The 20750-nt window shown below is 74.2% G+C and carries 15 protein-coding genes; 9 read left to right on the forward strand and 6 right to left on the reverse strand.

Annotated elements, in window-relative coordinates; genetic code table 11:
* The 3 genes from FB00_RS18665 to FB00_RS18675 form a co-directional block, all read right to left on the reverse strand.
* A partial coding sequence (locus FB00_RS18665; protein ID WP_231581941.1) for a PrsW family intramembrane metalloprotease occupies positions 1 to 1295 on the reverse strand: 1295 nt, incomplete at its 3' end.
* A 198-nt stretch (positions 1296 to 1493) separates the two neighbouring features.
* Positions 1494 to 1913, reverse strand: coding sequence for a hypothetical protein (locus FB00_RS18670; RefSeq protein WP_047234427.1), 420 nt, complete (start codon positions 1911 to 1913; stop codon positions 1494 to 1496).
* A 106-nt stretch (positions 1914 to 2019) separates the two neighbouring features.
* Complete coding sequence (locus FB00_RS18675) at positions 2020 to 3021, reverse strand: LacI family DNA-binding transcriptional regulator (protein ID WP_047234428.1); 1002 nt, start codon at positions 3019 to 3021, stop codon at positions 2020 to 2022.
* 268 nt (positions 3022 to 3289) lie between these two features.
* On the opposite strand from FB00_RS18675, the gene FB00_RS18680 reads away from it, so the two are divergent.
* The 6 genes from FB00_RS18680 to aspA all read left to right on the forward strand — a co-directional run bounded on the left by FB00_RS18680 (position 3290) and on the right by aspA (position 12305).
* Positions 3290 to 4576, forward strand: a complete 1287-nt coding sequence (locus FB00_RS18680) for an ABC transporter substrate-binding protein (protein WP_047234429.1) — start codon at positions 3290 to 3292, stop codon at positions 4574 to 4576.
* 8 nt (positions 4577 to 4584) lie between these two features.
* Complete coding sequence (locus tag FB00_RS18685; RefSeq protein WP_047234430.1) at positions 4585 to 5604, forward strand: carbohydrate ABC transporter permease; 1020 nt, start codon at positions 4585 to 4587, stop codon at positions 5602 to 5604.
* On the forward strand, positions 5604 to 6497 hold the full coding sequence (locus FB00_RS18690) for a carbohydrate ABC transporter permease (RefSeq protein WP_047234431.1): 894 nt from the start codon (positions 5604 to 5606) through the stop codon (positions 6495 to 6497). Before FB00_RS18685 ends, FB00_RS18690 begins: the two co-directional genes overlap by 1 nt.
* Before the next feature lie 79 nt (positions 6498 to 6576).
* Positions 6577 to 9144 carry a glycoside hydrolase family 3 N-terminal domain-containing protein gene (locus FB00_RS18695; protein WP_419865534.1) on the forward strand — a complete coding sequence of 856 codons (2568 nt, stop codon included), beginning with the start codon at positions 6577 to 6579 and terminating at the stop codon, positions 9142 to 9144.
* Complete coding sequence (locus FB00_RS18700; RefSeq protein WP_047234432.1) at positions 9141 to 10733, forward strand: glycoside hydrolase family 43 protein; 1593 nt, start codon at positions 9141 to 9143, stop codon at positions 10731 to 10733. The genes FB00_RS18695 and FB00_RS18700 overlap by 4 nt, the downstream gene beginning before the upstream one ends.
* A 48-nt stretch (positions 10734 to 10781) precedes the next feature.
* Positions 10782 to 12305: an aspartate ammonia-lyase gene (aspA, locus tag FB00_RS18705; protein ID WP_082141506.1), complete on the forward strand. Its 1524-nt coding sequence runs from the start codon at positions 10782 to 10784 to the stop codon at positions 12303 to 12305.
* Between the two features lie 97 nt (positions 12306 to 12402).
* Here aspA and FB00_RS18710 read toward each other — a convergent pair whose 3' ends face one another.
* Positions 12403 to 12957: a TetR/AcrR family transcriptional regulator gene (locus tag FB00_RS18710; RefSeq protein WP_047234433.1), complete on the reverse strand. Its 555-nt coding sequence runs from the start codon at positions 12955 to 12957 to the stop codon at positions 12403 to 12405.
* 62 nt (positions 12958 to 13019) lie between these two features.
* Here FB00_RS18710 and FB00_RS18715 point away from each other — a divergent pair, with 62 nt between their 5' ends.
* Positions 13020 to 13928 carry an alpha/beta fold hydrolase gene (locus FB00_RS18715; protein WP_047234434.1) on the forward strand — a complete coding sequence of 303 codons (909 nt, stop codon included), beginning with the start codon at positions 13020 to 13022 and terminating at the stop codon, positions 13926 to 13928.
* 93 nt (positions 13929 to 14021) lie between these two features.
* Here FB00_RS18715 and FB00_RS18720 read toward each other — a convergent pair whose 3' ends face one another.
* Positions 14022 to 15200, reverse strand: a complete 1179-nt coding sequence (locus FB00_RS18720; protein WP_156186466.1) for an APC family permease — start codon at positions 15198 to 15200, stop codon at positions 14022 to 14024.
* Positions 15201 to 15472: 272 nt separating this feature from the next.
* Here FB00_RS18720 and FB00_RS18725 point away from each other — a divergent pair, with 272 nt between their 5' ends.
* Positions 15473 to 17620: a hypothetical protein gene (locus tag FB00_RS18725; protein WP_047234436.1), complete on the forward strand. Its 2148-nt coding sequence runs from the start codon at positions 15473 to 15475 to the stop codon at positions 17618 to 17620.
* Positions 17621 to 17707: 87 nt separating this feature from the next.
* On the opposite strand, the gene FB00_RS18730 is transcribed toward FB00_RS18725, so the two are convergent.
* Entirely contained in the window at positions 17708 to 19627 is a 1920-nt protein-coding gene (locus FB00_RS18730; RefSeq protein ID WP_047234437.1) for a glycoside hydrolase family 18 protein, read from the reverse strand.
* A 161-nt stretch (positions 19628 to 19788) separates the two neighbouring features.
* Between FB00_RS18730 and FB00_RS18735 the strand changes: the two genes are divergently transcribed.
* Positions 19789 to 20733: a cold-shock protein gene (locus FB00_RS18735; RefSeq protein ID WP_047234438.1), complete on the forward strand. Its 945-nt coding sequence runs from the start codon at positions 19789 to 19791 to the stop codon at positions 20731 to 20733.
* Positions 20734 to 20750: the final 17 nt, after the last annotated feature.

Raw genomic sequence — 20750 nt, forward strand, 5'->3', positions numbered from 1 at the left:
TGCGCGCCCTGCCCGGGAACCCAGGCGTCGGACGTGAAACCGGACGGCGTGCCCGGCGACCACGGCGCGGGCGGCGGCTGCGGCGTCCGGACGAGGAACGCCTGGCGCGCCGTGAGCATGAGCTGGAGCAGCGCGCGGCGCTGCCCCTCGACGCGCCACGTCTCGACCGCGCCGCGCGCGACGCGGTCGTGGAGCAGCGCGAGCTCCGTCGCCGCCTGCTGGTAGTCGCGCATGGCGTGGGCGGCGCCGGCGCCGCCCGTGCGGCGAGCCCAGTCCCGCGCCTGGCGTCGGGACGCGAGCGTCGAGAGCATCGTGAGGTCCGCGGGCGTGACCAGGCCCGTCGGGACGTACGGGACGAGCTGTCGCTGGATCGTCGCGACCGTGCGCCGCCGGTCCCGGACGAGCAGCACGATCAGCGTGACCAGGACGCCGAGCCCCGCGAGATAGGCGACCCCGAGCGCGAGCGTCCCGAAGCCGGTCGAGGCGTTCCACAGCATGTGGAGCGCGATCGCCGCCGCGAGGCCGCCGATCGGCGCGAGGACGCGGCGCGGGCCCGGCGGGCTCGTGGCCGCGCTCGCGACGCCGAGCCCCGTGAGCGCGGTGCACAGCGGGTGCAGCAGGGGAGTGACGAGCGCGCGGAGCACGAACGTCGGGCCGAGCGTGCCGTCCTGCGCGGCCATGATGAAGTAGGTGACGTTCTCGACCGCCGCGAACCCGAGCGCGACCATCGCCGCGTAGATGACGCCGTCGGTCCAGCCGTCGATCTCGTGCCGACGGAACCACAGCATCCCGAACAGCACCGCGCCCTTGAGGATCTCCTCGACGAACGGGGCCCCGAACGACGCGACGACGTACCAGCCCACCTCCTCGCCGAACAGCGGCGCGGTGAGCAGCTCGAGCCCGAGCGTGTTGAGGATCCCCGCGACGAGGGTCGCGATGCCCGCGCCCCACAGGAACGCCACGACGAGCGCGCTCGGCGGCTCCGGCTCGAGACGGTCGAGCGCGAGCACGACCGGCACCCAGATGCCGAGCGGCACGAGCGCCAGCAGGAGGCCGACCGTGAACGTCCCGACCCCGGACAGCGCCGCGAGCACGAGACCGACGAGCAGGCACAGGCTCGCGACCGCGATCGTCACGATGACGCCGACGCGCGCCCGGCCCGGCGGGCGACCCTCCAGGACCGCGCGCGGGTCGAGCGGCACCGCGGCGCCCGCCGGGCCCTGCGGGTGCGGGGGCACCGGCGTCTGCTGCGGGTGCGGCGGAGGGACGGCGGGGCCGTGCGGCGGGTAGGTCACGGGCGGTAAGGCTACGCACCCGACCGCCGCGGGGAAAAGGCGTCCACCGCCCGCGCCGCCGATCCGGGGTCACGGGGACGGCGCGCCGAACCCGGGGATGCTCGGCACAAGATGCGCCGACAACCCCGGGTTCGACGTGCGGGACGAAGCGTTCGGCGCGTCGGGGGCGAGGCGAGAGGGGTGGGCGTCTGCGCGTCGTCAGGCGGCGACGTCGTACCCCGACCGGACGCCGCCCCGACGGCGCACGGTGGCGTCGTCGGGCACGATCTCGTCCGGCGGGACGACGGCGCCCGGCTCGACGAGCACGCGCCGCCCGACGCGCGCGCCGCTGCCCACGCGGGCACGGTCGCCGACTCGGGTCTCGGGGGCGAGGCGCACGTTGTCGCCGATGCGGACGTCACGGCCGAGGACGACGTCCCGGTCGATCCAGCTCCCGTCGCCGAGCTGACAGCCGTGCCCGACGACGGCCCCCTTCTCGACGTACGTGCCCGACCCGACGGGGACGGACTCGGGGACACGGGCGTGCGGCGACACGAGGCCGCCGCCGGTGTGGCGCTCGTAGTGCAGGATCTCGCCGTAGTCGTTCTCGACCTGGACGCGGCGTGCGAGGCGGGCCATGCGACCTCCTCAAGGTCTGTCGGCAGTGGTACTGCTGACATAACGTCGGGGAGGTGCCCAGGATTCCAGCCTCGCCGGCGCCCCGCCCGGCGTCGACCCACCCCGGTCAGAGGGGGCGGGTGGTGCCGCGGACGACGAGGGTCGTGGGGAGGCGGACGTGGGGTTCGCGGGTGTTGCCCTCGACGAGGTCGACGATGAGGCGCAGGGCCTCGGCGCCCATGCGGTGGATCGGCTGGTCGACGGTCGTCAGCGGCGGGTTGGTGAGCGCGGACTCGGGGACGTTGTCGAACCCGACGACGGAGACGTCGTCGGGCACGCGCAGGCCGAGCTCCGCGGCGACCTCCATGGTGCGGATGGCCGACAGGTCGTTCGCGGCGAAGATCGCGGTGGGGCGCTCGGGGAGCGAGAGCAGCTCGTGCGCGGGGGAGTCGGCGAGGTCGGGGCGGTAGCCGCCGACGCGGACGAGGTCGGGGTCGAACGGGACGCCGGCGTCGGCGAGCGCCTCGCGGTAGCCCTGCTCGCGCAGGCGCGCGGACTCGAGGTCGGGCCGCCCGGCGAGGAACCCGATGCGGCGGTGGCCGAGGGAGAGCAGGTGCTCGGTCGCGGCGCGCGCGCCGGCGAGGTTGTCGGAGTCCACGGTGGGCGGGCCGGAGGGGCCGCGGTGCGGGTCGACGGCGACGACGGGGATCGAGTTGCCCGGCGCGACGACGGTCGGCGTGACGAGGATGGCGCCGTCGATGAGGGTGCCGCCGAGCCGGGAGAGGTAGCGCTGCTCCCAGCCGACGCGGTCGTCGCGGCGCAGCCCTCCGGAGTAGGCGAGCAGCTCGTAGCCCGTCCCGTCGACGGCCTCGGAGATGCCCTTGAGCAGCTCGGTCGAGAACGGCTCGAACTCGGCGACGAGGATGCCGATGACGTTCGTGCGGCTGCTGCGCAGGCTGCGCGCGACGATCGACGACTCGTACCCGAGCTGGTCGATGACCTCCTGGACGTGCCGGGAGGTCTCGAGGGCGACGCCGTAGCGGCCGTTGATCACCTTGGAGACCGTCGCGACCGAGACGCCGGCGGTGCGCGCGACGTCGCCGATCGTGACTCTTCCCGTGGAGCGCATGGGGAGACAGTAGCCCGTGCCGCGGTGCCTCGGCGGCGCACCGCCGAGCGCTCGTCCTGGTCCGCGGCCACGTCGCGAGACCGTGTCCGCACGGTGGCGCCCGCGCCGCCAGGCAGCTTGCGACGCATCGTATGTAAAACGTTATCGATAACGATTGACACGCAGCCCCTCCGTTTGCGAGAGTCGCCGTGGCGGCCCCGACGCGGCGGCAGCCCGGCGCGCTCGAGGCAGCGTGCGCCCTGTGCGACTCGACGAAGAGGACGGAACGATGAAGTCTCGGAAGCTCCTGGCGGCGACCGCCGTCGCGATGGCGGGCACGCTCGTGCTCTCGGCCTGCGGAGGCGGAGGCGACTCCGGCTCGGACGACGGCTCGGTCTCGATGACCTTCTGGCACAACTCCACGACCGGCCCCGGCATGGACTACTGGAAGGAGACGGCCGCGGCGTTCGAGGACGAGAACCCCGGCGTGAAGATCACGATCCAGTCCATCCAGAACGAGGACATGGACGGCAAGCTCCAGACCGCCCTGAACTCGGGTGACGCGCCCGACATCTTCATGGCGCGCGGCGGCGGCAAGCTCGCGGACGTCGTCGAGGCGGGCCAGGTCAAGGACCTGACCGACCTCATCGACCCGGCGGTCGAGGAGGCGGTCGGCGGGTCGCTGAGCGCGCTCTCGGTCGACGGGAAGGTCTACGGCATGCCGGTGTCGATCCTGCCCGGCGGCATGTTCTACAGCACCGACCTGTTCGACCAGGCCGGCATCACCGAGACCCCGGGGACGATCTCGGACCTCGAGGCGGCGACCGAGAAGCTCAAGGCCGTGGGCATCGCGCCCATCGCGCTCGGTGCCAAGGACGCGTGGCCCGCCGCGCACTGGTACTACTTCTTCGCGCTCCGGTACTGCTCCCAGGACGCGATGAACGAGGCCGCCCAGACGCGCACCTTCGACGACCCGTGCTGGCTCGACGCCGGCAACGCGCTCGAGGAGTTCGCGGCGACCGAGCCGTTCAACGAGGGCTTCCTCACCACGTCCGCGCAGCAGGGCGCCGGCTCGTCGGCCGGACTGCTCGCGAACCACCAGGCGTCGATGGAGCTCATGGGTGCGTGGGACCCGGGCGTCATCGCGTCCCTCACGCCGGACGAGCAGCCCCTGCCCGACCTCCAGTGGTTCCCGTTCCCCGAGGTCGAGGGCGGTGACGGCGAGCCCGGCGCGATGATGGGCGGCGTCGACGGCTACTCGTGCTACGTGGACGCCCCGGACGCGTGCGCCGACTTCCTCAACTTCGCCATGTCGAAGGAGTCGCAGGAGGCCTACGCCACCGCGTTCCAGACGCTGCCCGCGAGCAAGGAGGCGCAGGGCGCGGTCGTCGACCCGGCCCTCGTCTCGATCCTCGAGGCGTACAACGAGGCGCCGTACGTCTCCGTCTGGCTCGACACGCTCTACGGCCAGAACATCGGCAACGCCCTGAACACGGCCGTCGTCAACCTGCTCGCCGGCCAGGGCACGCCCGAGGACATCGTCACCGCGGTCAACGACGCGGCCGCCAAGGAGTAACCACTTCCATGAACGTGTCCCAGGGCGAGATCTCGCCGAGCACGACGACGCCCGAGGACAGGGCCGGGGGCGGCGTCACGCCGCCCCCGGTCGCCCCGGTCGCCGCGCGGCGCCCCCCGCGCGGCGGCCGTTGGGCGCAGCGAGCCGAGATCGCGGTGCTCGCCGGGCCCGCGCTCGTCGTCTTCCTGACCTTCGTCATCGTCCCCGTGGTGATGGCCGCGTACTACGGGTTCTTCAAGTGGAAGGGCTTCGGGCCGCCGACGGAGTTCGTCGGGTTCGACAACTACCTCATCATCTTCCGCGACCCCGAGTTCCTCGCGGCGCTGGGGCACAACGCGTTCATCGTCATCATGTCGCTCGTGCTCCAGGGCCCGGTCGCCGTGGTCGTGGCGCTCATGCTCAACCGGCGCATCCGCGGCCGCTCGGTGATCCGCGTGCTCGTGTTCGTGCCGTACGTGGTGTCCGAGGTGATCGTCGGGACGGGCTTCAGCCTCATGCTCGCGACGACGGGCGCCGTGAACGACCTGCTGGAACGCATCGGCCTCGGGTTCCTCACGGTCGACTGGCTCGCCGACCCGGACGTCGCGATCTGGACCCTGCTGCTCATCATCACGTGGAAGTACATCGGCTTCGCCGTGATCCTCTTCCTCGCGGGACTCCAGGGCATCCCCGACGAGCTGGGCGAGGCGGCCGCGATCGACGGCGCGTCGTACTGGAAGACGCAGCGCTACGTGACGCTCCCGCTGCTCGGCCCGACCGTCCGCATCTGGGCGTTCCTGTCGATCATCGGCTCGCTCCAGCTCTTCGACCTCGTCTACATCATCTGGGGCCAGTACGTGGCCTCGACGGCGGGGACGTCGACCATGGCGACCTACATGGTGGCGAACGGCCGCAACGCGGGGAACTACGGGTACGGCAGCGCGGTCGCCGTGGTGCTGTTCCTCATCTCGCTCGCGGTGGCGCTCGTCTACCAGCGGTACGTCCTGCGCCGTGACACCGAGGGCGCGATCACGGAAGGGAAGAAGTGATGGCCACCGTCACCGCCGCACCCGCGCCCGAGCGTGCCGCCGGCGTCCAGACCCCGAAGGAGCCGCGCGGCTCCGGCATCGGCCGGGGCGGTCCGCTGACGTACGTCGTCGCGTGGCTGCTCGTGGGCGTGTGCCTCGCCCCGATCGCGTACATCGTGATCGGCGGGTTCCGCACGAACGCGCAGATCACGGCCGACCCGTCGGGCCTGCCCGACCCGTGGCAGGTCGAGAACTACGTCAGCGTCCTGACGAGCTCGCTGTTCTGGCAGCAGCTCGGGAACTCGCTCGTGGCCGGGCTCCTCACGACCCTCGGGGTCGTCGTCCTCGGCCTCATGGCGAGCTACGTCATCGCGCGCTACTCGTTCGCCGGGCGCGGGGCGCTGTACGCGCTGTTCGCCGCGGGCCTCATGTTCCCCATGACCGTCGCGATCACCCCGCTGTACATCATGATCCGCTCGCTCGGGCTGATGAACTCGGTGGGCGGCCTGGTGCTGCCGCAGATCGCGTTCGCCCTCCCGACGACCGTCATCATCCTCGTCCCGTTCCTGCGCGCCATCCCGCGCGAGATCGAGGAGGCGGCGTCGATCGACGGGGCGAGCCGGCTCGGGTTCTTCTTCCGCATGGTCGTGCCGCTGTCCCTGCCGGGCGTCATCACCGTGGGGATCCTCGCGTTCGTCGCGAGCTGGAACAGCTACATGCTCCCGCTCTTCATCCTCAACGACGAGACGTCGTACACGCTCCCGCTGGGCGTGCAGGCGTTCGCGTCGCAGTACTCCGTGGACACCGCCCGCGTGCTCGCCTTCACCTCCCTGTCGATGATCCCCGCGCTCGTCTTCTTCTCGCTGTTCGAGCGGCGCATCGTCGGCGGTCTCTCCGGAGCCGTGAAGGGCTGACCGCCCGCCCGTCCGCGCACCCCGTCCCTGCCCCGCGCCGCGCGCGGGGCAGGGCCACCCATCGAAGGAGAACGGTCCCGTGACCGACGTCGTCCCTGCCGTCCCGACGGCACCCACCGGCTCCCCGGAGCCGGCAGCCCAGGCGCCGCGCAGCCCGCGCCCGGCACCCCCGCAGCCGCCCACGGTCTCGGAGCGCGTGCGCGCGCTGCACGCCCGCATGACGCTCGACGAGAAGCTCGCGCAGCTCGTGGGCTACTGGCTCGACCAGAACGGCACCGTCGCCCCGATGCAGTCGGAGATGACGGCGGGCCAGCAGGACGGCGGCCGCCTCGCCGAGATCACGCGGCACGGCATGGGGCACTACACGCGCGTCTACGGCACGCGGCCCGTCGAGCCCGCGGAGCGCGCCGCGTGGCTGTGGGCGGAGCAGCGCCGCCTGAAGGCCGAGACGCGTCTCGGGATCCCCGCGATCGTGCACGAGGAGTGCCTCACGGGACTCGCCGCGTGGCAGGCCGCGACGTACCCGACGCCGCTCGCGTGGGGCGCGTCGTTCGACCCGGCGCTGGTCGAGGAGATGGCGCGCGAGGTCGGCGAGTCGATGCGCGCGCTCGGCGTGCACCAGGGCCTCGCGCCCGTGCTCGACGTCGTGCGCGACCCCCGCTGGGGCCGGGTCGACGAGTGCGTGGGCGAGGACCCGTACCTCGTGGGCACGGTCGGCACGGCGTACGTGCGCGGCCTCCAGGACGCGGGCGTGCACGCGACGCTCAAGCACTTCGTCGGGTACTCGGGCTCGCGCGCCGGCCGCAACCACGCGCCCGTGAGCGCGGGGCCGCGCGAGCTCGCGGACGTCTACCTCCCGCCGTTCGAGATGGCCGTGCGCGACGGCGGCGCCCGGTCGGTCATGGCGTCGTACGTCGACGTCGACGGCGTGCCGCTGCACGGCAGCACGGAGTACCTCACCGAGATCCTGCGCGAGCGCTGGGGGTTCGACGGCGTCGTGGTCGCCGACTACTTCGGCGTCGCGTTCCTCGAGGTCATGCACCGTGTCGCGGCCGACCGCGGGGAGGCCGCGGCGCAGGCGCTCGAGGCCGGCCTCGACGTCGAGCTGCCCACGGGAGACGCCTACCTCGCGCCGCTCGCGGAACGCGTGCGCTCCGGCGCGCTCGACGAGGCGTGGGTCGACCGCGCCGTCCTGCGCCTCCTCAACCAGAAGGAGGAGCTCGGCCTGCTCGACCCGGCCGCGTACGCCGACGAGCCGCCGACGGCCGTCGACCTCGACACCCCGCGGCAGCGGGCGACCGCGCGCCGCCTCGCGCAGGAGTCGCTCGTGCTCCTCGCGAACGACGGCGTGCTGCCGCTCGTGCGCGGGCACCGCGACAGCGCTGACGGCACGGCGACCGCCCCGCGCCGGGTCGCCGTCGTCGGGCCCAACGCGGACTCGTCCGAGGCGCTCATGGGCTGCTACTCGTTCGTCAACCACGTGCTCGCGCACCACCCCGGCACCCCGGCGGGCATCGCGCTGCCGACCGTCCTGGAGTCGCTGCGCGACGCGCTCGCCCCGACCGGAGCCGAGGTGACGCACGCCGTCGGCTGCGCGGTCGACGACGACGACGTGTCGGGGATCGCCGGGGCGGTGGACGCCGCGCGCGCCGCGGACGTCGCCGTGGTCGTCGTCGGCGACGAGGCGGGCCTGTTCGGGCGCGGCACGGTCGGCGAGGGCAACGACGTCGAGTCGCTCGAGCTCCCGGGCGTGCAGCGGCGGCTCGTCGAGGAGGTCGTCGCCACCGGGACGCCCGTGGTGCTGGTGCTGCTCACCGGTCGCCCGTACGCGATCGGCTGGGCGCTGGGGGACGACGCGGGGACGGACGGTGCGACGGCCGGTCGCCCGGCCGCCGTCGTGCAGGGCTTCTTCCCCGGCGAGGAGGGCGGGCGCGCCGTCGCGGACGTGCTCGTGGGCGCGGTGAACCCGTCGGGCCGCCTGCCCGTGTCGCTGCCCCGCGCGGGCGGCGCGCAGCCCTACTCGTACCTCCACCCGGTGCTCGGCGGGCCGTCCGACGTGACGTCCACCGACCCGACGCCGGTGCGGCCGTTCGGGTTCGGGCTGTCGTACACGCAGTTCGCGTACGCGGACCTCGAGGTCGACGCGAGCGTCGCGGCGGGCGGGACGTTCCGCGCCGCGGTCACCGTGACCAACACGGGTGCGGTGGCCGGGACGGACGTCGTGCAGCTCTACGCGCGCGACGTCGTGGGCTCCGTGCCGCGACCCGTCGCGCAGCTCCTCGGGTACGCGCGCGTCGACCTGGGCGCGGGCGAGTCGCGCCGCGTGACCTTCCGCGTCCCGACGACGCGCCTCGCGTTCTCCGACCGTCGCCTCGTGCGCGTGGTCGAGCCGGGCGACGTCGAGGTGTGGGTCGGGGCGCACGCGGGCGCGGTCGACGCCGCGCCCGGCACCGGCGACCTCGGGTCGACGACCGGCGGCGCGATCGTCAACGAGTCCGCGCCGGCCGAGCGCCGGGTCGTCCCCGGCGCGGCGACCGCGCGCGCGACGCTCGCCGTCACAGGGCCGGTGCACGAGGTCACGGCCGCGGACGAGCGGCTCGTCGCGGTCGAGGTCTCCGAGCGGGTCGAGGCGGGGGAGCGCGCATGACCCTCGTCCCGAACCCGATCCTGCCCGGCTGCTTCCCCGACCCGTCGATCTGCCGCGTCGGCGACGACTTCTACCTCGTCACCTCGACGTTCGAGTACCTGCCCGGCCTGCCCGTGCTGCGCAGCCGTGACCTCGCGACGTGGGAGCACGTCGGGGACGTCGTCGACCGGTCCGGCCAGCTCGACTACGACGGCGTCCGCTCGTCGGGCGGCCTGTACGCGCCGACGCTGCGCCACCACGACGGCACGTTCTGGCTCGTGTGCACGCTCGTGGACCCGGAGGACGACTCCCGCGGCGGCAACTTCGTCATGACCGCGACCGACCCTGCCGGGCCGTGGTCCGACCCGGTGTGGCTGCGCGACGAGGACGGCGAGCGGGTCGCCGGCATCGACCCGTCGATCTTCTTCGACGACGACGGCCGCGCGTGGCTGCACGGGACCCGGCTCGCGGCCGAGCCGGAGTGGTTCCACCAGACCGAGGTCTGGGTGCGCGAGCTCGACCTCGCGACGCTCACGCTCGTCGGCCCGGAGCACGTCGTGTGGACGGGCGCCGTGCGCGGTGCGGTGTGGGCCGAGGGGCCGCACCTGTACAAGGTCGACGGCACGTACTACCTGCTCGCCGCCGAGGGCGGCACGGACTTCCACCACGCGGTGTCCGTCGCGCGGGCCTCCTCGGTCACCGGACCGTACGAGGGCAACAAGGCCAACCCGGTCCTCACGCACCGCCACCTCGGGCGGGGTGTCGACGTCGTCGGCGTGGGCCACGCCGACCTCGTCGAGGCGCCCGACGGCTCGTGGTGGGCCGTGCTGCTCGCCATGCGCGTCTACGGCGGCTACCACTACCCGCTCGGGCGCGAGACGTTCCTCGTCCCCGTCGTGTGGGAGGACGGCTGGCCCGTCCTCGCCCCCGGCGAGGGGCGCGTGCCCGACGCCGTGGAGGTCCCGTTCGCGAGCACGGCGGCCCGGCCGGCGATCCAGGGCGGGGCGAGCGGCGTCGTCGGCCCCGACGACCCGCGCTGGTGCGCGGTGCGGGCCCTGCCCCGGGACGTGGCGACCCCGGCGGGCGAGGGCTGGGACCTGCCCGTGCGCCCGGCGACGCTCGCCGAACGCACCGTGCCGGCCTTCCTCGGGGTGCGCCAGCAGCACCGCGACGTCGACGTGACGGTCACGCTCCGCGTGCCGGAGGTCGCGGGAGAGCAGGCGGGCGTCGTCGTGCGCCAGTCGGAGCGGGACCACGTGCGCCTGCTCGTCGACGGCGGGCCCGGGGACTCGCGGCGCGTCGTGGCCGTGCACCGGCGTGGCGGCACGGACGAGGTGGTCGGGGAGACCACGGCGAGCGCCGCGCCCGGGGAGCCGGTCGTCGTCGGGCTGCGCGTGCGCGGGCAGGACTACGGGCTCGTCGCCGGTCCGGCGAGGGACGAGCCCGGTGGCTCGCTCGAGCTCGTCGCGACGGTGGACGGCCGCACGCTCGACAGCGCCGCGGCGGGCGGGTTCCTCGGGCTCTGGCTCGGGGTGCACGCGACGAGCGAGGGCCGGCCGACGGCGTCCGTCGTGCGCGTGGAGCGGTTCGCCTACGAGCCCGTGGGCTGAGGCGGCCGCCCCGCGTGCGGGACGGTCCGGCGGGGCTACGGTCGGGGCATGTCGAGCGAACGGACGCGCACCGAGGTGGACCTGCTGGGGCCGAAGGAGGTCCCGGCGGACGCCTACTACGGCGTCCACACGGTGCGGGCGATGGAGAACTTCCGGATCTCCGGGACGACGGTGAGCGACGTCCCCGAGATGGTCCGGGGCATGGTCCTGGTCAAGAAGGCGTCGGCGCTCGCGAACCGCGAGCTGCGGACGATCCAGCGCGACGTCGCCGACGCGATCGTCGCCGCGTGCGACCAGATCCTCGACCACGGGCGGTGCCTCGACCAGTTCCCCGTGGACGTCTTCCAGGGCGGCGCGGGCACGAGCGTCAACATGAACACCAACGAGGTCGTGGCCAACCTGGCGCTCGAGCTCGCCGGGTTCGAGAAGGGCCGCTACGACGTCATCAACCCCAACGACCACGTCAACCGGTCGCAGTCGACCAACGACGCCTACCCCACGGGCTTCCGGCTCGCGGTGCACGAGCTCGTCGGCGCGCTCCAGGGCGAGGTCCGGCGGCTCGAGCGCGCGTTCGACGAGAAGGCGTCGGAGTTCGCCGACGTCCTGAAGATGGGCCGCACCCAGCTCCAGGACGCGGTCCCCATGAGCCTCGGCCAGGAGTTCGCGGGTTTCGCGGTGAACGTCGGCGAGGAGATCCGGCGCCTCGAGGTCGCGGGCGAGCTGTTGCTCGAGGTCAACCTCGGCGCGACGGCGATCGGCACCGGGCTCAACACGCCGCCCGGGTACCCGAAGGTCGCGACGCGACGCCTCGCCGAGGTGAGCGGGCTCCCGACGGTCCCGGCCGAGAACCTCGTGGAGGCGACGTACGACAACGGCGCCTACCTCGCGGTGCACTCCGCCCTCAAGCGGCTCGCGGCGAAGCTGTCGAAGATCTGCAACGACCTGCGCCTGCTCTCGTCCGGGCCGCGCGCGGGGCTCGGCGAGATCAACCTGCCCGAGCTCCAGGCCGGGTCGTCGATCATGCCCGCCAAGGTGAACCCCGTGATCCCCGAGGTCGTCAACCAGGTGTGCTTCAAGGTCATGGGCAACGACGTGACGATCACCCACGCGGCCGAGGCGGGCCAGCTCCAGCTCAACGTCATGGAGCCGGGGCTCGCGCAGGCCATGTTCGAGTCGCTGCGCCTGCTCACCAACGCGTGCGTCGCGCTGCGCACCAAGTGCGTCACGGGCATCACGGCGAACGTCGAGGTGTGCCGCCGCCACGTGCTCGACTCGATCGGCATCGTCACGTACCTCAACGAGATCATCGGGTACCGCAACGGCGACCTCGTGGGCGCCGAGGCCGCGCGGACCGGCGCCTCCGTGCGCGACGTCGTCGTGGCGCGCGGCCTGCTCACGCCGGAGGAGGTGGACGCGGTGCTCACGACCGAGAACTTCCTGCGCCCGCGCTACACCGGCCGCTACTACGCCCCCGACGAGCGCGGCCTGCCCGAGCGCGGGGACGAGGGCGAGTCGTCGCGCGTCGTCGAGTCCGACGACGCCACGGGCGCACCCCCGGAGCCCGAGGCCTGACGCCGAGATCGACCTGCCCGCCGCCAGATCGACCTCCTGAGGGTCGATCTCGGCCGCTCGGGTCGATCTCGCGGCGGGGAAGCGCGACGACGCCGGGTCACGACCCCGCGAGGGCGCGCACTGCGCGCTCGATGGCGGGGCGCAGGTCGAGGCCGGGGTCGACGGTGAGCCGGTGCAGGAGCAGCCCGTCGCCGAGGGCCATGAGGGCCCGGGTGGCCGGGACGGGGTCGGCGATGCCGACGGCGGCCACGATCCGCTCCGTCCACTGCTCGAACGCGCGGCGCTGCTCCCGCAGAGGCTCGCCGAGCTCGGGGTCGCCGGAGAGCTCGAGGAAGAGGGCGTACCGCGCCCGGGTCCGCGCGGCGAACGGCCCGGACTGCGCCTCGGTCATGGCGCACAGGCCGTCGACGAGCGCGTCGACGCCCGTGATCGCGGGCAGCGCGCCCGGGTCGAAGTCGGCGCGCTCCTGCTCGGCGATCCGGTCGACGACGCCGGCGAGGAGGGCGCGGCGGGTCCGGAACCAGTTCGACGTCGACCCGGGAGGGAGGCCGGCCCGCCGGTCGACCCGCGCGTGGCTCAGGGCGCGCACGCCGTCCGCTCCGAGCACCTCCACGGCCGCGTCCAGCGCTCGTTCTCGGGTACCTGAGGCCATGGACTCCCTCTCTCGGCGGGTCTACTATGAACATAGTAGTCCGGCCGCACGAAGGAGTCGCCATGACTACGCGCCAGCCCCGCACCACCCGCCCCGCCGACGCCCGGGCCTGGTCGCCCCCGCTCCCGGACGCACCGGGATTCGACCACCTCGTGGTCGAGACACCCGGCCTGCGCACCCACGTCGCGACCGTCGGCACCGGCGACCCGGTCGTGCTGCTGCACGGCTTCCCCGAGCACTGGTGGCAGTGGCACGAGGTCGCCCCGGTGCTCGCCGCCGCGGGCCACCGCGTCCTGTGCCCGGACCTGCGTGGCGCCGGGTGGACCGCCGCGGACGACCCGCGGATCGAGCGCGAGACCCGGCTCCACGACCTGGTCGCCCTGCTCGACGCCCTCGGCGTCGAGCGCGCCGACCTCGTCTCGCACGACATGGGCGCCATCACGGCGATGCAGCTCTGCTACGACCACCCCGAGCGCGTCCGCACCGCCGTGCAGCTCTCCGTCCCGCCGGGCTTCTTCACCTTCAGCCCGCGGCTGCTGCCGGCCTTCCAGCACCTGCCGCCGTTCATCTGGCACCGGCCGGGAGCCTCGCTGCGCGGGACGTTCTCCGCGCGGTACGCCGCCCGGCCGATGTCCGCGGCGACGGTCGACACGCACCTCGCCCCGTTGCGCCGGCCCGAGGTCGACGCCGCGGTGCGACCGCTCACCCGCCGGATGATCCTGCCCGAGGCGCTGCGGATCATGCGGGGGGCCTACCGGCGTCGGCGGCTCACGGTGTCGACCCTCGTCGTCTACGGCCGGCTCGACCGTCCCACCACCGAGGAGCTCATGGGGCGCATCTGCCGCCGTCCGGAGCGCTACGCCGACCGCATCGAGTTCGCGTGGGTGGAGGGCGCCGCGCACTTCATCACCGACGACGCGCCCGAGGCCGTCGCAGCGCTCGCGCTCGACTGGTTCGACCGGGCCGCGTGACGAGAACTGGCCCTCCGCGCCACCAGATCGACCCGTGCGTCCGAGATCGACCCTCGGGAGGTCGATCTGGCGACGGGCGGGCCGATCTCGCGGTCAGGATCGGACGCGAACCGCTCGGAGGGCGACGCCTGCCGCCAGCACCGCCGTCCCCGCCGCGACGCTCGCGAGCGGGAGCGTGGCGACGAGCGTGACGCACCCCAGCGCGCCCAGCACCTGCAGCGCGCGCGGGTACAGGCGGTGCGGGGCGGTCTGGCGCAGCGCCGACAGGTTCGCGACGAGGTAGTACACGAGCACGCCGAACGACGAGAACCCGATCGCGCCCCGCAGGTCCGTCGTGAGCACGAGCACCACGACGACCGCCCCGACGGCGAGCTCGGCCCGGTGCGGCACCCGGTGCACGGGGTGCACGGCCGCGAACCACCCGGGCAGGTCGCCCGTGCGCGCCATCGCGAGCCCCGTACGGCTCACGCCCGCGAGCAGGGCGAGGAGGGCGCCGGCGCTCGCGGCGACGGCACCGACGCTCACCACCGGGCCGGCCCACGCCCACGACCCGGCCGCGACCGCGTCGGCGAGCGGCGCCCCGGACGCCGCGAGCCCGTCCGGCCCCAGCACCGCGAGCAGGACCACCGCGACGACCGCGTAGAGCACGACGACGGCCCCGAGCGACACGAGGACCGCGCGCGGGATCGTGCGGCGCGGGTCGCGCACCTCCTCGCCCAGCGTCGCGACGCGCGCGTACCCCGCGAACGCGAAGAACATCAGCCCGGCGGACTGGAGGACGCCGTACCAGCCGCTGTGCGCGCCGCCGGCGTCGAGCACCGCCGACCAGCGCGGTGCTGTCCCGGCGAGGCTCGCGACGACGGCCGTCGCGATCGCGAGGAGCGCCACCGCGACGATCACCCGGGCGAGGCGTGCCGTCCGCGTCACGCCCCGGTAGCCCACGGCCGTGAGCAGCACGACCGCCGCGGCGGCGACGGGCCGCTCCCACCCGGGTGGCGCGGCGTAGGCCGCGAGCACGAGTGCCATGGCCGCGCAGCTCGCCGTCTTCCCGACGACGAACCCCCACCCGGCGACGTACCCGCACCAGGGGCCGAGGTGCTCGCGCCCGTACACGTACGTGCCGCCCGACGTGGGGTGCTGCGCCGCGAGCTGGGCCGACGACGTCGCGTTCGCGTACGCGACGACCGCCGCCAGACCCAACCCGACGAGCAGCCCCGCGCCCGCGGCGGCGGCCGCCGGGGCGAACGCGGAGAACACGCCCGCGCCGATCATCGACGCGAGCCCGACGACGACGGCGTCCGCCGTGCCGAGGCGTCGCACGAGCGAGGGCTGGCCCGGGGTGGTGGTCACCCGGACAGCGTGCCAGGACAAGGTGTCCGGAAGGTGTCGGTGCCCGTCCCAGGGAGTGGTCGGCGCGCCGTCCGCGAACGGGTACAGTTCCCGCCGGTGTCCCGTTCCCGGTCGTCGTCGACCGGACCCGTCGCACGGGGAGACGGGCTGTCCGCTACGGCGAGGACGGCGGTGCAGGGGTGGTCGGAGGACGGGTGCGTCGCGCAGGGCGGACGTTGCGTGCCGGGTCGGGGGTCGCGCTCGTGTGCGCCGTCGTCCTCGGCGCGCCGACGACCGCGTTCGCGGACACGGACGACGGGTTGTCGGAGACCTCTCGCACGCGGTACGAGGTCGACGGCTCGGGCCCCGTCCGCGTGACGGTCACGACGACGATCCGCAACGAGCAGCCGGCCAGCGCACAGTACGTCTACTACTGGGACGCGTACGGGATCCCTGTCCCGGCGGGCGCGACCGACGTCACCGCCACGAGCGGCGGGGCCACGCTCCCGGTCACCCTCGAGCCCACCGAGGACCCGTCGACCCGCATCGCCGGGGTGTCGTTCTCCCCGCTGAACTACGGTCGCGAGCGGACCGTCGAGTGGTCCTACACGATCCCGGGCGAGCCGATCCGCTCGGAGGGGTACACGCGCGTCGGGCCCGGCTACGCGACGTTCGCCGTGAACGCGGCGGGCGACCCGGGGCAGGTCACCGTCGAGATCGCCACCCCGACGTCGATGGACTTCGACAGCACGTGGGACGGGTTCGAGCCGATCCTCGAGGGGGAGACCCGCACCCACCGCGCGACCGAGAGCACGGACGACTACGGCACCTGGGCCTTCGTCTCGCTGCGCGACCCCGCGCAGGCCGACGAGACGAGCGTCGACGTCGGCGGCAACGAGCTCGTGCTGGAGAGCTTCCCGGGCGACACCGAGTGGAGCGGCTTCGTCGAGGAGCAGGTGGTGGCCGGCATGCCCGCCCTGGAACGCGCGGTGGGGATGCCGTGGCCGGGCAGCCTGGAGCGGATCCGCGAGGACGTGTCGCCCGGGGTGCTCGGGTACGCGTGGTTCGACTCGGCCTCCTGGGAGGTCGTCATCCCGGAGGACCTCGACGCCGGGCTCCTGTTCCACGAGCTCTCGCACGCGTGGCTCGCCGGCGACCGGTTCGCGGACCGGTGGGTGTACGAGGGGCTGGCCGAGGTGGTGGGGCAGCGCGTGGCCGCCGAGACCGGGGGCCCGGCGGAGCAGCGGCCCGCGCCCGCGCGCGACGCGGCGGACGCCGTCCCGCTCGTCGCCTGGGACGAGGTCGACCTCGACGACGGCGCGGGCGCCGCCGAGGAGTACGCCTACGCCGCGTCGTGGACCGCGATGACGGAGCTCGTCGGTGGTCTGGACGACGACGTCCTCGGACCGTTGGTCGCGGCGGCGTACGCGGGCGAGAGCGCCTACGACGCGCCCGGCACCCTCGACCACCCGGGCCTGACGGACGGCCGTCGTCTCCTCGACCTCGTGGAGGTGCGCGGCGGCGTGGCCGGTGCCGAGGCGACGTACCGGACGTGGGTCGCCGACGCGGACGAGACCGCCCTGCTCGACGCGCGGGCCCCTGCCCGCGAGGCGTACGCGGCGCTCGACGCGGCGGACGGCGCGTGGTCGCCACCCGCCGGCCTGCGCGCCGCGATGACGGACTGGGCGTTCGGGGACGCCGAGGCGGCCCGCACCGCGATCGGTCCCGACGCCGCCGCGGACGCCGGGCAGGTGCAGGAGGCCGCCCGGGCCGCGGGGCTGCCGGACCCGGCCGCCGTGCGCGAGCAGTACGAGGGCGCCCGGAGCGCCGAGGAGTACGCGGCGCTCGCGACCACGCTGCCGCGCGCGGTCGAGGTCGTCGGGTCGGTGGGCGACGCGGTCGCCGCCGCCGCGGCCGGCGGCCCGCTCGCGGACCTCGGCCAGCTGCTCCTGGACGTCGACGGCTCCGCGGCGGACGCCCGCGCCGCGCTCGACGACGGCCGGCTGGACGACGCCGCGGCCGCGGCCGGCGACGCGTCGTCCCGGGCCGCTGCCGCGCCCTGGCTCGGGACCGGCAGCGTCCTCCTCGTCGTCGTGGCGCTCGCCGGCGTGGTGGTGCTGCTCGTCCGGCGCCGCGCACGACGTCGCGCGCGGCCCGAAGGCGAGCCCGCCGTCGACGGAGACCGGCCGGACGGCTCGACGTCCACCGACGACGCGACGCCCGCTGAGGGCGTCGCGCCCGCTGAGGACGGAGCACCCGCGGACGACGAGCGGGCGCCGGGCGCGGAGCCGTCCGCGGAGGACGGATCGAACCCCGGCGAGGAGCCTTCCGTCGACGAGGAGCCGGAGCCGGTGAAGGCGTAGCCCTCAGGGCCGCGAGACGGGAGAAGTGGCCCCCCGGGGACACGCACCGGGGGGCCACTTCTCACGTCTCGTCCGAGGACGGTGCGGCTACGGCATGCCGGCCAGGTGGGCGTCCACCGAGCGTGCGAACGCGTACCCGTTGCTCGCGTCCCAGTTGATGGACCAGGTCATCGCCCCGCGGATGTCGGGCCAGCGCGCGGGCGGCACGAAGCTCCCGCAGCGGGTGCCCGCGGCGAGGCAGCTCAGGGCGTCGTTCACGACCGACGGGTTCACGTACCCGCCGCCCGCCGCCTGGGTCGTCGCCGGCAGGCCGAGCGCGACCTGGTCCGGCCGCAGCTCGCTCTGGAGCTGGATGCACGACAGCGCGGTGAGGAAGTTCACCGTGCCCTGCCCGTACGCCTGCATCTGGTCGCAGCCGAGCATCGTGCCGGAGTTGTAGTACTGCGTGTGGACGATCGTGAGGATGTCCTTGATGTCGAGCGCGAGCCGGAAGTAGGAGCTCCCCGTCGACTGCATGTCGATGGTCTGCGGCGCCATCGTGATGATGAGGTCCGGCCCGACGGCCGCCCGGACCTGGCGCAGCGCCTGCGCCATGTACGTCGGGTTGACCCCGTTCTCCAGGTCGATGTCGACGCCGTCGAACCCGTACGAGTCGATGAGCCCGATCACGCTGGTCGCGAAGGCCGACGCCGCGGCGGAGCTGCCGACCGACACTGTGCCCTTCTCGCCGCCCACGGACAGGATCACGTGCTGGCCCCGCGAGTGCAGCGTCGCGACGTCGGCCCGGAGCTGGTCGTTCGTGTAGCCGCCCAGCGCGGTGGACAGGCCGGGGTCGACGCCGAACGTGACGGCACCGGGCGTGCTCGGGACGGCGTCCGCGAACGCGACCGCGACCAGGTCGTACGACGTCGGGACGGCCGACAGCCGCAGCGGCGTGGCCCCGTTGACGAAGTTCTGCCAGTACCCCGTGAGCAGGTGCTTCGGCAGCGCGCCGGTCTGGCAGCCGCTCGTGGAGCCCGTGACGGTGGCCGGCGGGGACTCGCCCGTCGCGTTGTAGGCACGCACCGTGTAGGTGTGGCTCGAGCAGGCCGCGAGCCCGGTCAGCGTCGCGCTCGTCCCGGTGACGGTCGCCCGCAGGGCTGTGCCCTCGTAGACGCGGTAGCCGGTGACGGTCCCCGTCGAGGCGGCCCAGGCGAGGCCGAGCGAGGTGTCGGCGGTCGTCGCGACGCGCAGGGCGGTGGGCGCGCCGGGGACGCCCGTCCCGCACCCGGCCGTCGTGACCGTGACGCTCCCGGAGCGAGGCGACTCGCCCGCGGTGTTGTAGGCCGCGACCGCGTAGGTGTGCGGGGTGCACGCGGCGAGCCCGGAGACGGTGGCCGACGTGCCCGTCGACGTCGCCACGACCGTGCTGCCCTCGTAGACGCGGTAGCCCGTCACCGTGCCGGACGACGCGCCCCACGAGAGGGCCGCCGACGTCGAGGTCACCGTCCCGGCGACGGGTGTGCCCGGCGTGCCCGGGACGACGGGCGGCGGGCCGCCCGCGCCCTGGAGCGAGAGGTCGTCCGCCTGGTAGGCGCCGGTGCCGTACCAGCCGTGGAGGTAGACCTGCGTGGTGCTGCTCGCGGCGGTGAACGTCACCGTGAGGCGGGTCCAGTCCGTCGCGCTCGGGGTCCAGGTCGAGGTGCCGCCGTCGACCCCCAGGTAGACGTAGCTGCCGCGCACCCAGGCGGAGAGGGTGTACGGGGTGCCGGCGACGGTCGGGACGGACTGCGTGCAGCGCGCGTTGTCGAGACCCGCGGGGGTCCCCTGCAGCGCCTTGGTCCCCGTCCGCACGGGGGTGGAGACGACGGCTCCGGACGATCCCGAGCAGGTCCAGGGGCTGAGCGTGCCCGACTCGAAGCCTCCGTTGACCAGCACCTCCTCGGCGGAGGCGGGGGCGGCGGTCAGGGTGAGGCTGGAGACGAGGGCTACGGCCAGTGCCGCGGCGGCGGTGCGAAGTCTGTTCATGTCTGCTCCGTTGCAGGGTCGAATCAAACTCTCAGGGAACTTAACGATGCACTCCTTATGAACCCGCACCCGGTGGCGTTCGTCAAGTGCTGCTCGCGGTGGGCGTCGAGACCTGGGGGACAATGGACGACAGCACTGCCTGCCAAGACGAGGAGTACTCCGTGCCCCAGGGAACTGTCCGATGGTTCGACGCCGACCGAGGGTTCGGCTTCATCGACCTCGGGAACGAGGCGGAGGACCTGTTCGTCCACGCGTCCGAGATCGTCGGCGACGACGGGCCGAAGCAGCTCCGCGAGGGGCAGGTCGTCGAGTTCGAGGTGGGCGAGGGCGACCGCGGCCCGCAGGCGCGCAGCGTCCGTGTCACGGGCGACCGGGCTGCCGACGCGCCCTTGGGCAGGCTCGGCACCGTCGCCTGGTACGAGCCGACCAAGGGGTACGGCTTCGTCACGCCCGACGGCGACAGCGCCCAGATCTTCCTGCACAGCTCGGCCATCGTCGGGGGCGGCGTGGTCTCCGAGGGCCAGCGGGTCGCGTTCCTCGTCGTCGAGGGGGAGAAGGGTCCGCAGGCGGACCACCTGCTGCCGCTCGGGGCGGAGGCCGCGCGTCCGGCGTCCGACGGCGCGGACGGCACGGTGTCCTGGTACGACGACGTCAAGGGCTTCGGCTTCGTCGTCCCCGACGGCGGCGGCGACGACGTCTTCGTCCACGTCAGCGCGCTCGGCCGCGGGCTGTCCGAGCTCGCCGAGGGGGCGCGCGTGACCTACGACGTCGTCGCGGGCGACAAGGGGCCGAACGCTCGCAACGTGCAGCTCGTCCGCGGCTCGGGGGGTGCGCGGCCGGGAGCGGACCGCGGTCGTCCGGGCCGTCCAGCGGGCGCGGGCCGACCCGCGTCGGGCAAGCCCGCGCGCGCGGGGGAGGGCACCGTCGCGCGCTACGACGAGGACCGTGGCTTCGGCTTCATCACGCCTGACGCCGGGGGCGAGGACCTGTTCGTGCACGTCTCCGTCCTGCGGGACGAGTCGTTCCTCGAGGAGGGCGACCGGGTCCGGTTCAGGATCCGCCAGAGCGACCGCGGGCCGCAGGCCGACGACGTCGAGCTGCTGTAGGGCTGGGAGGCCCTCCG

It is taken from the genome of Cellulosimicrobium funkei, assembly GCF_001019615.1.
GTDB classification, from domain to species: Bacteria; Actinomycetota; Actinomycetes; order Actinomycetales; family Cellulomonadaceae; genus Cellulosimicrobium; species Cellulosimicrobium cellulans_E.

Coding starts and splice junctions, on each gene's coding strand:
- FB00_RS18670 (WP_047234427.1), bottom strand. CDS start 1,913: ATGGCCCGCCTCGCACGCCGCGTCCAGGTCGAGAACGACTACGGCGAG.
- FB00_RS18675 (WP_047234428.1), bottom strand. CDS start 3,021: ATGCGCTCCACGGGAAGAGTCACGATCGGCGACGTCGCGCGCACCGCC.
- FB00_RS18680 (WP_047234429.1), top strand. CDS start 3,290: ATGAAGTCTCGGAAGCTCCTGGCGGCGACCGCCGTCGCGATGGCGGGC.
- FB00_RS18685 (WP_047234430.1), top strand. CDS start 4,585: ATGAACGTGTCCCAGGGCGAGATCTCGCCGAGCACGACGACGCCCGAG.
- FB00_RS18690 (WP_047234431.1), top strand. CDS start 5,604: ATGGCCACCGTCACCGCCGCACCCGCGCCCGAGCGTGCCGCCGGCGTC.
- FB00_RS18700 (WP_047234432.1), top strand. CDS start 9,141: ATGACCCTCGTCCCGAACCCGATCCTGCCCGGCTGCTTCCCCGACCCG.
- aspA (WP_082141506.1), top strand. CDS start 10,782: ATGTCGAGCGAACGGACGCGCACCGAGGTGGACCTGCTGGGGCCGAAG.
- FB00_RS18710 (WP_047234433.1), bottom strand. CDS start 12,957: ATGGCCTCAGGTACCCGAGAACGAGCGCTGGACGCGGCCGTGGAGGTG.
- FB00_RS18715 (WP_047234434.1), top strand. CDS start 13,020: ATGACTACGCGCCAGCCCCGCACCACCCGCCCCGCCGACGCCCGGGCC.
- FB00_RS18720 (WP_156186466.1), bottom strand. CDS start 15,200: ATGATCGGCGCGGGCGTGTTCTCCGCGTTCGCCCCGGCGGCCGCCGCC.
- FB00_RS18730 (WP_047234437.1), bottom strand. CDS start 19,627: ATGAACAGACTTCGCACCGCCGCCGCGGCACTGGCCGTAGCCCTCGTC.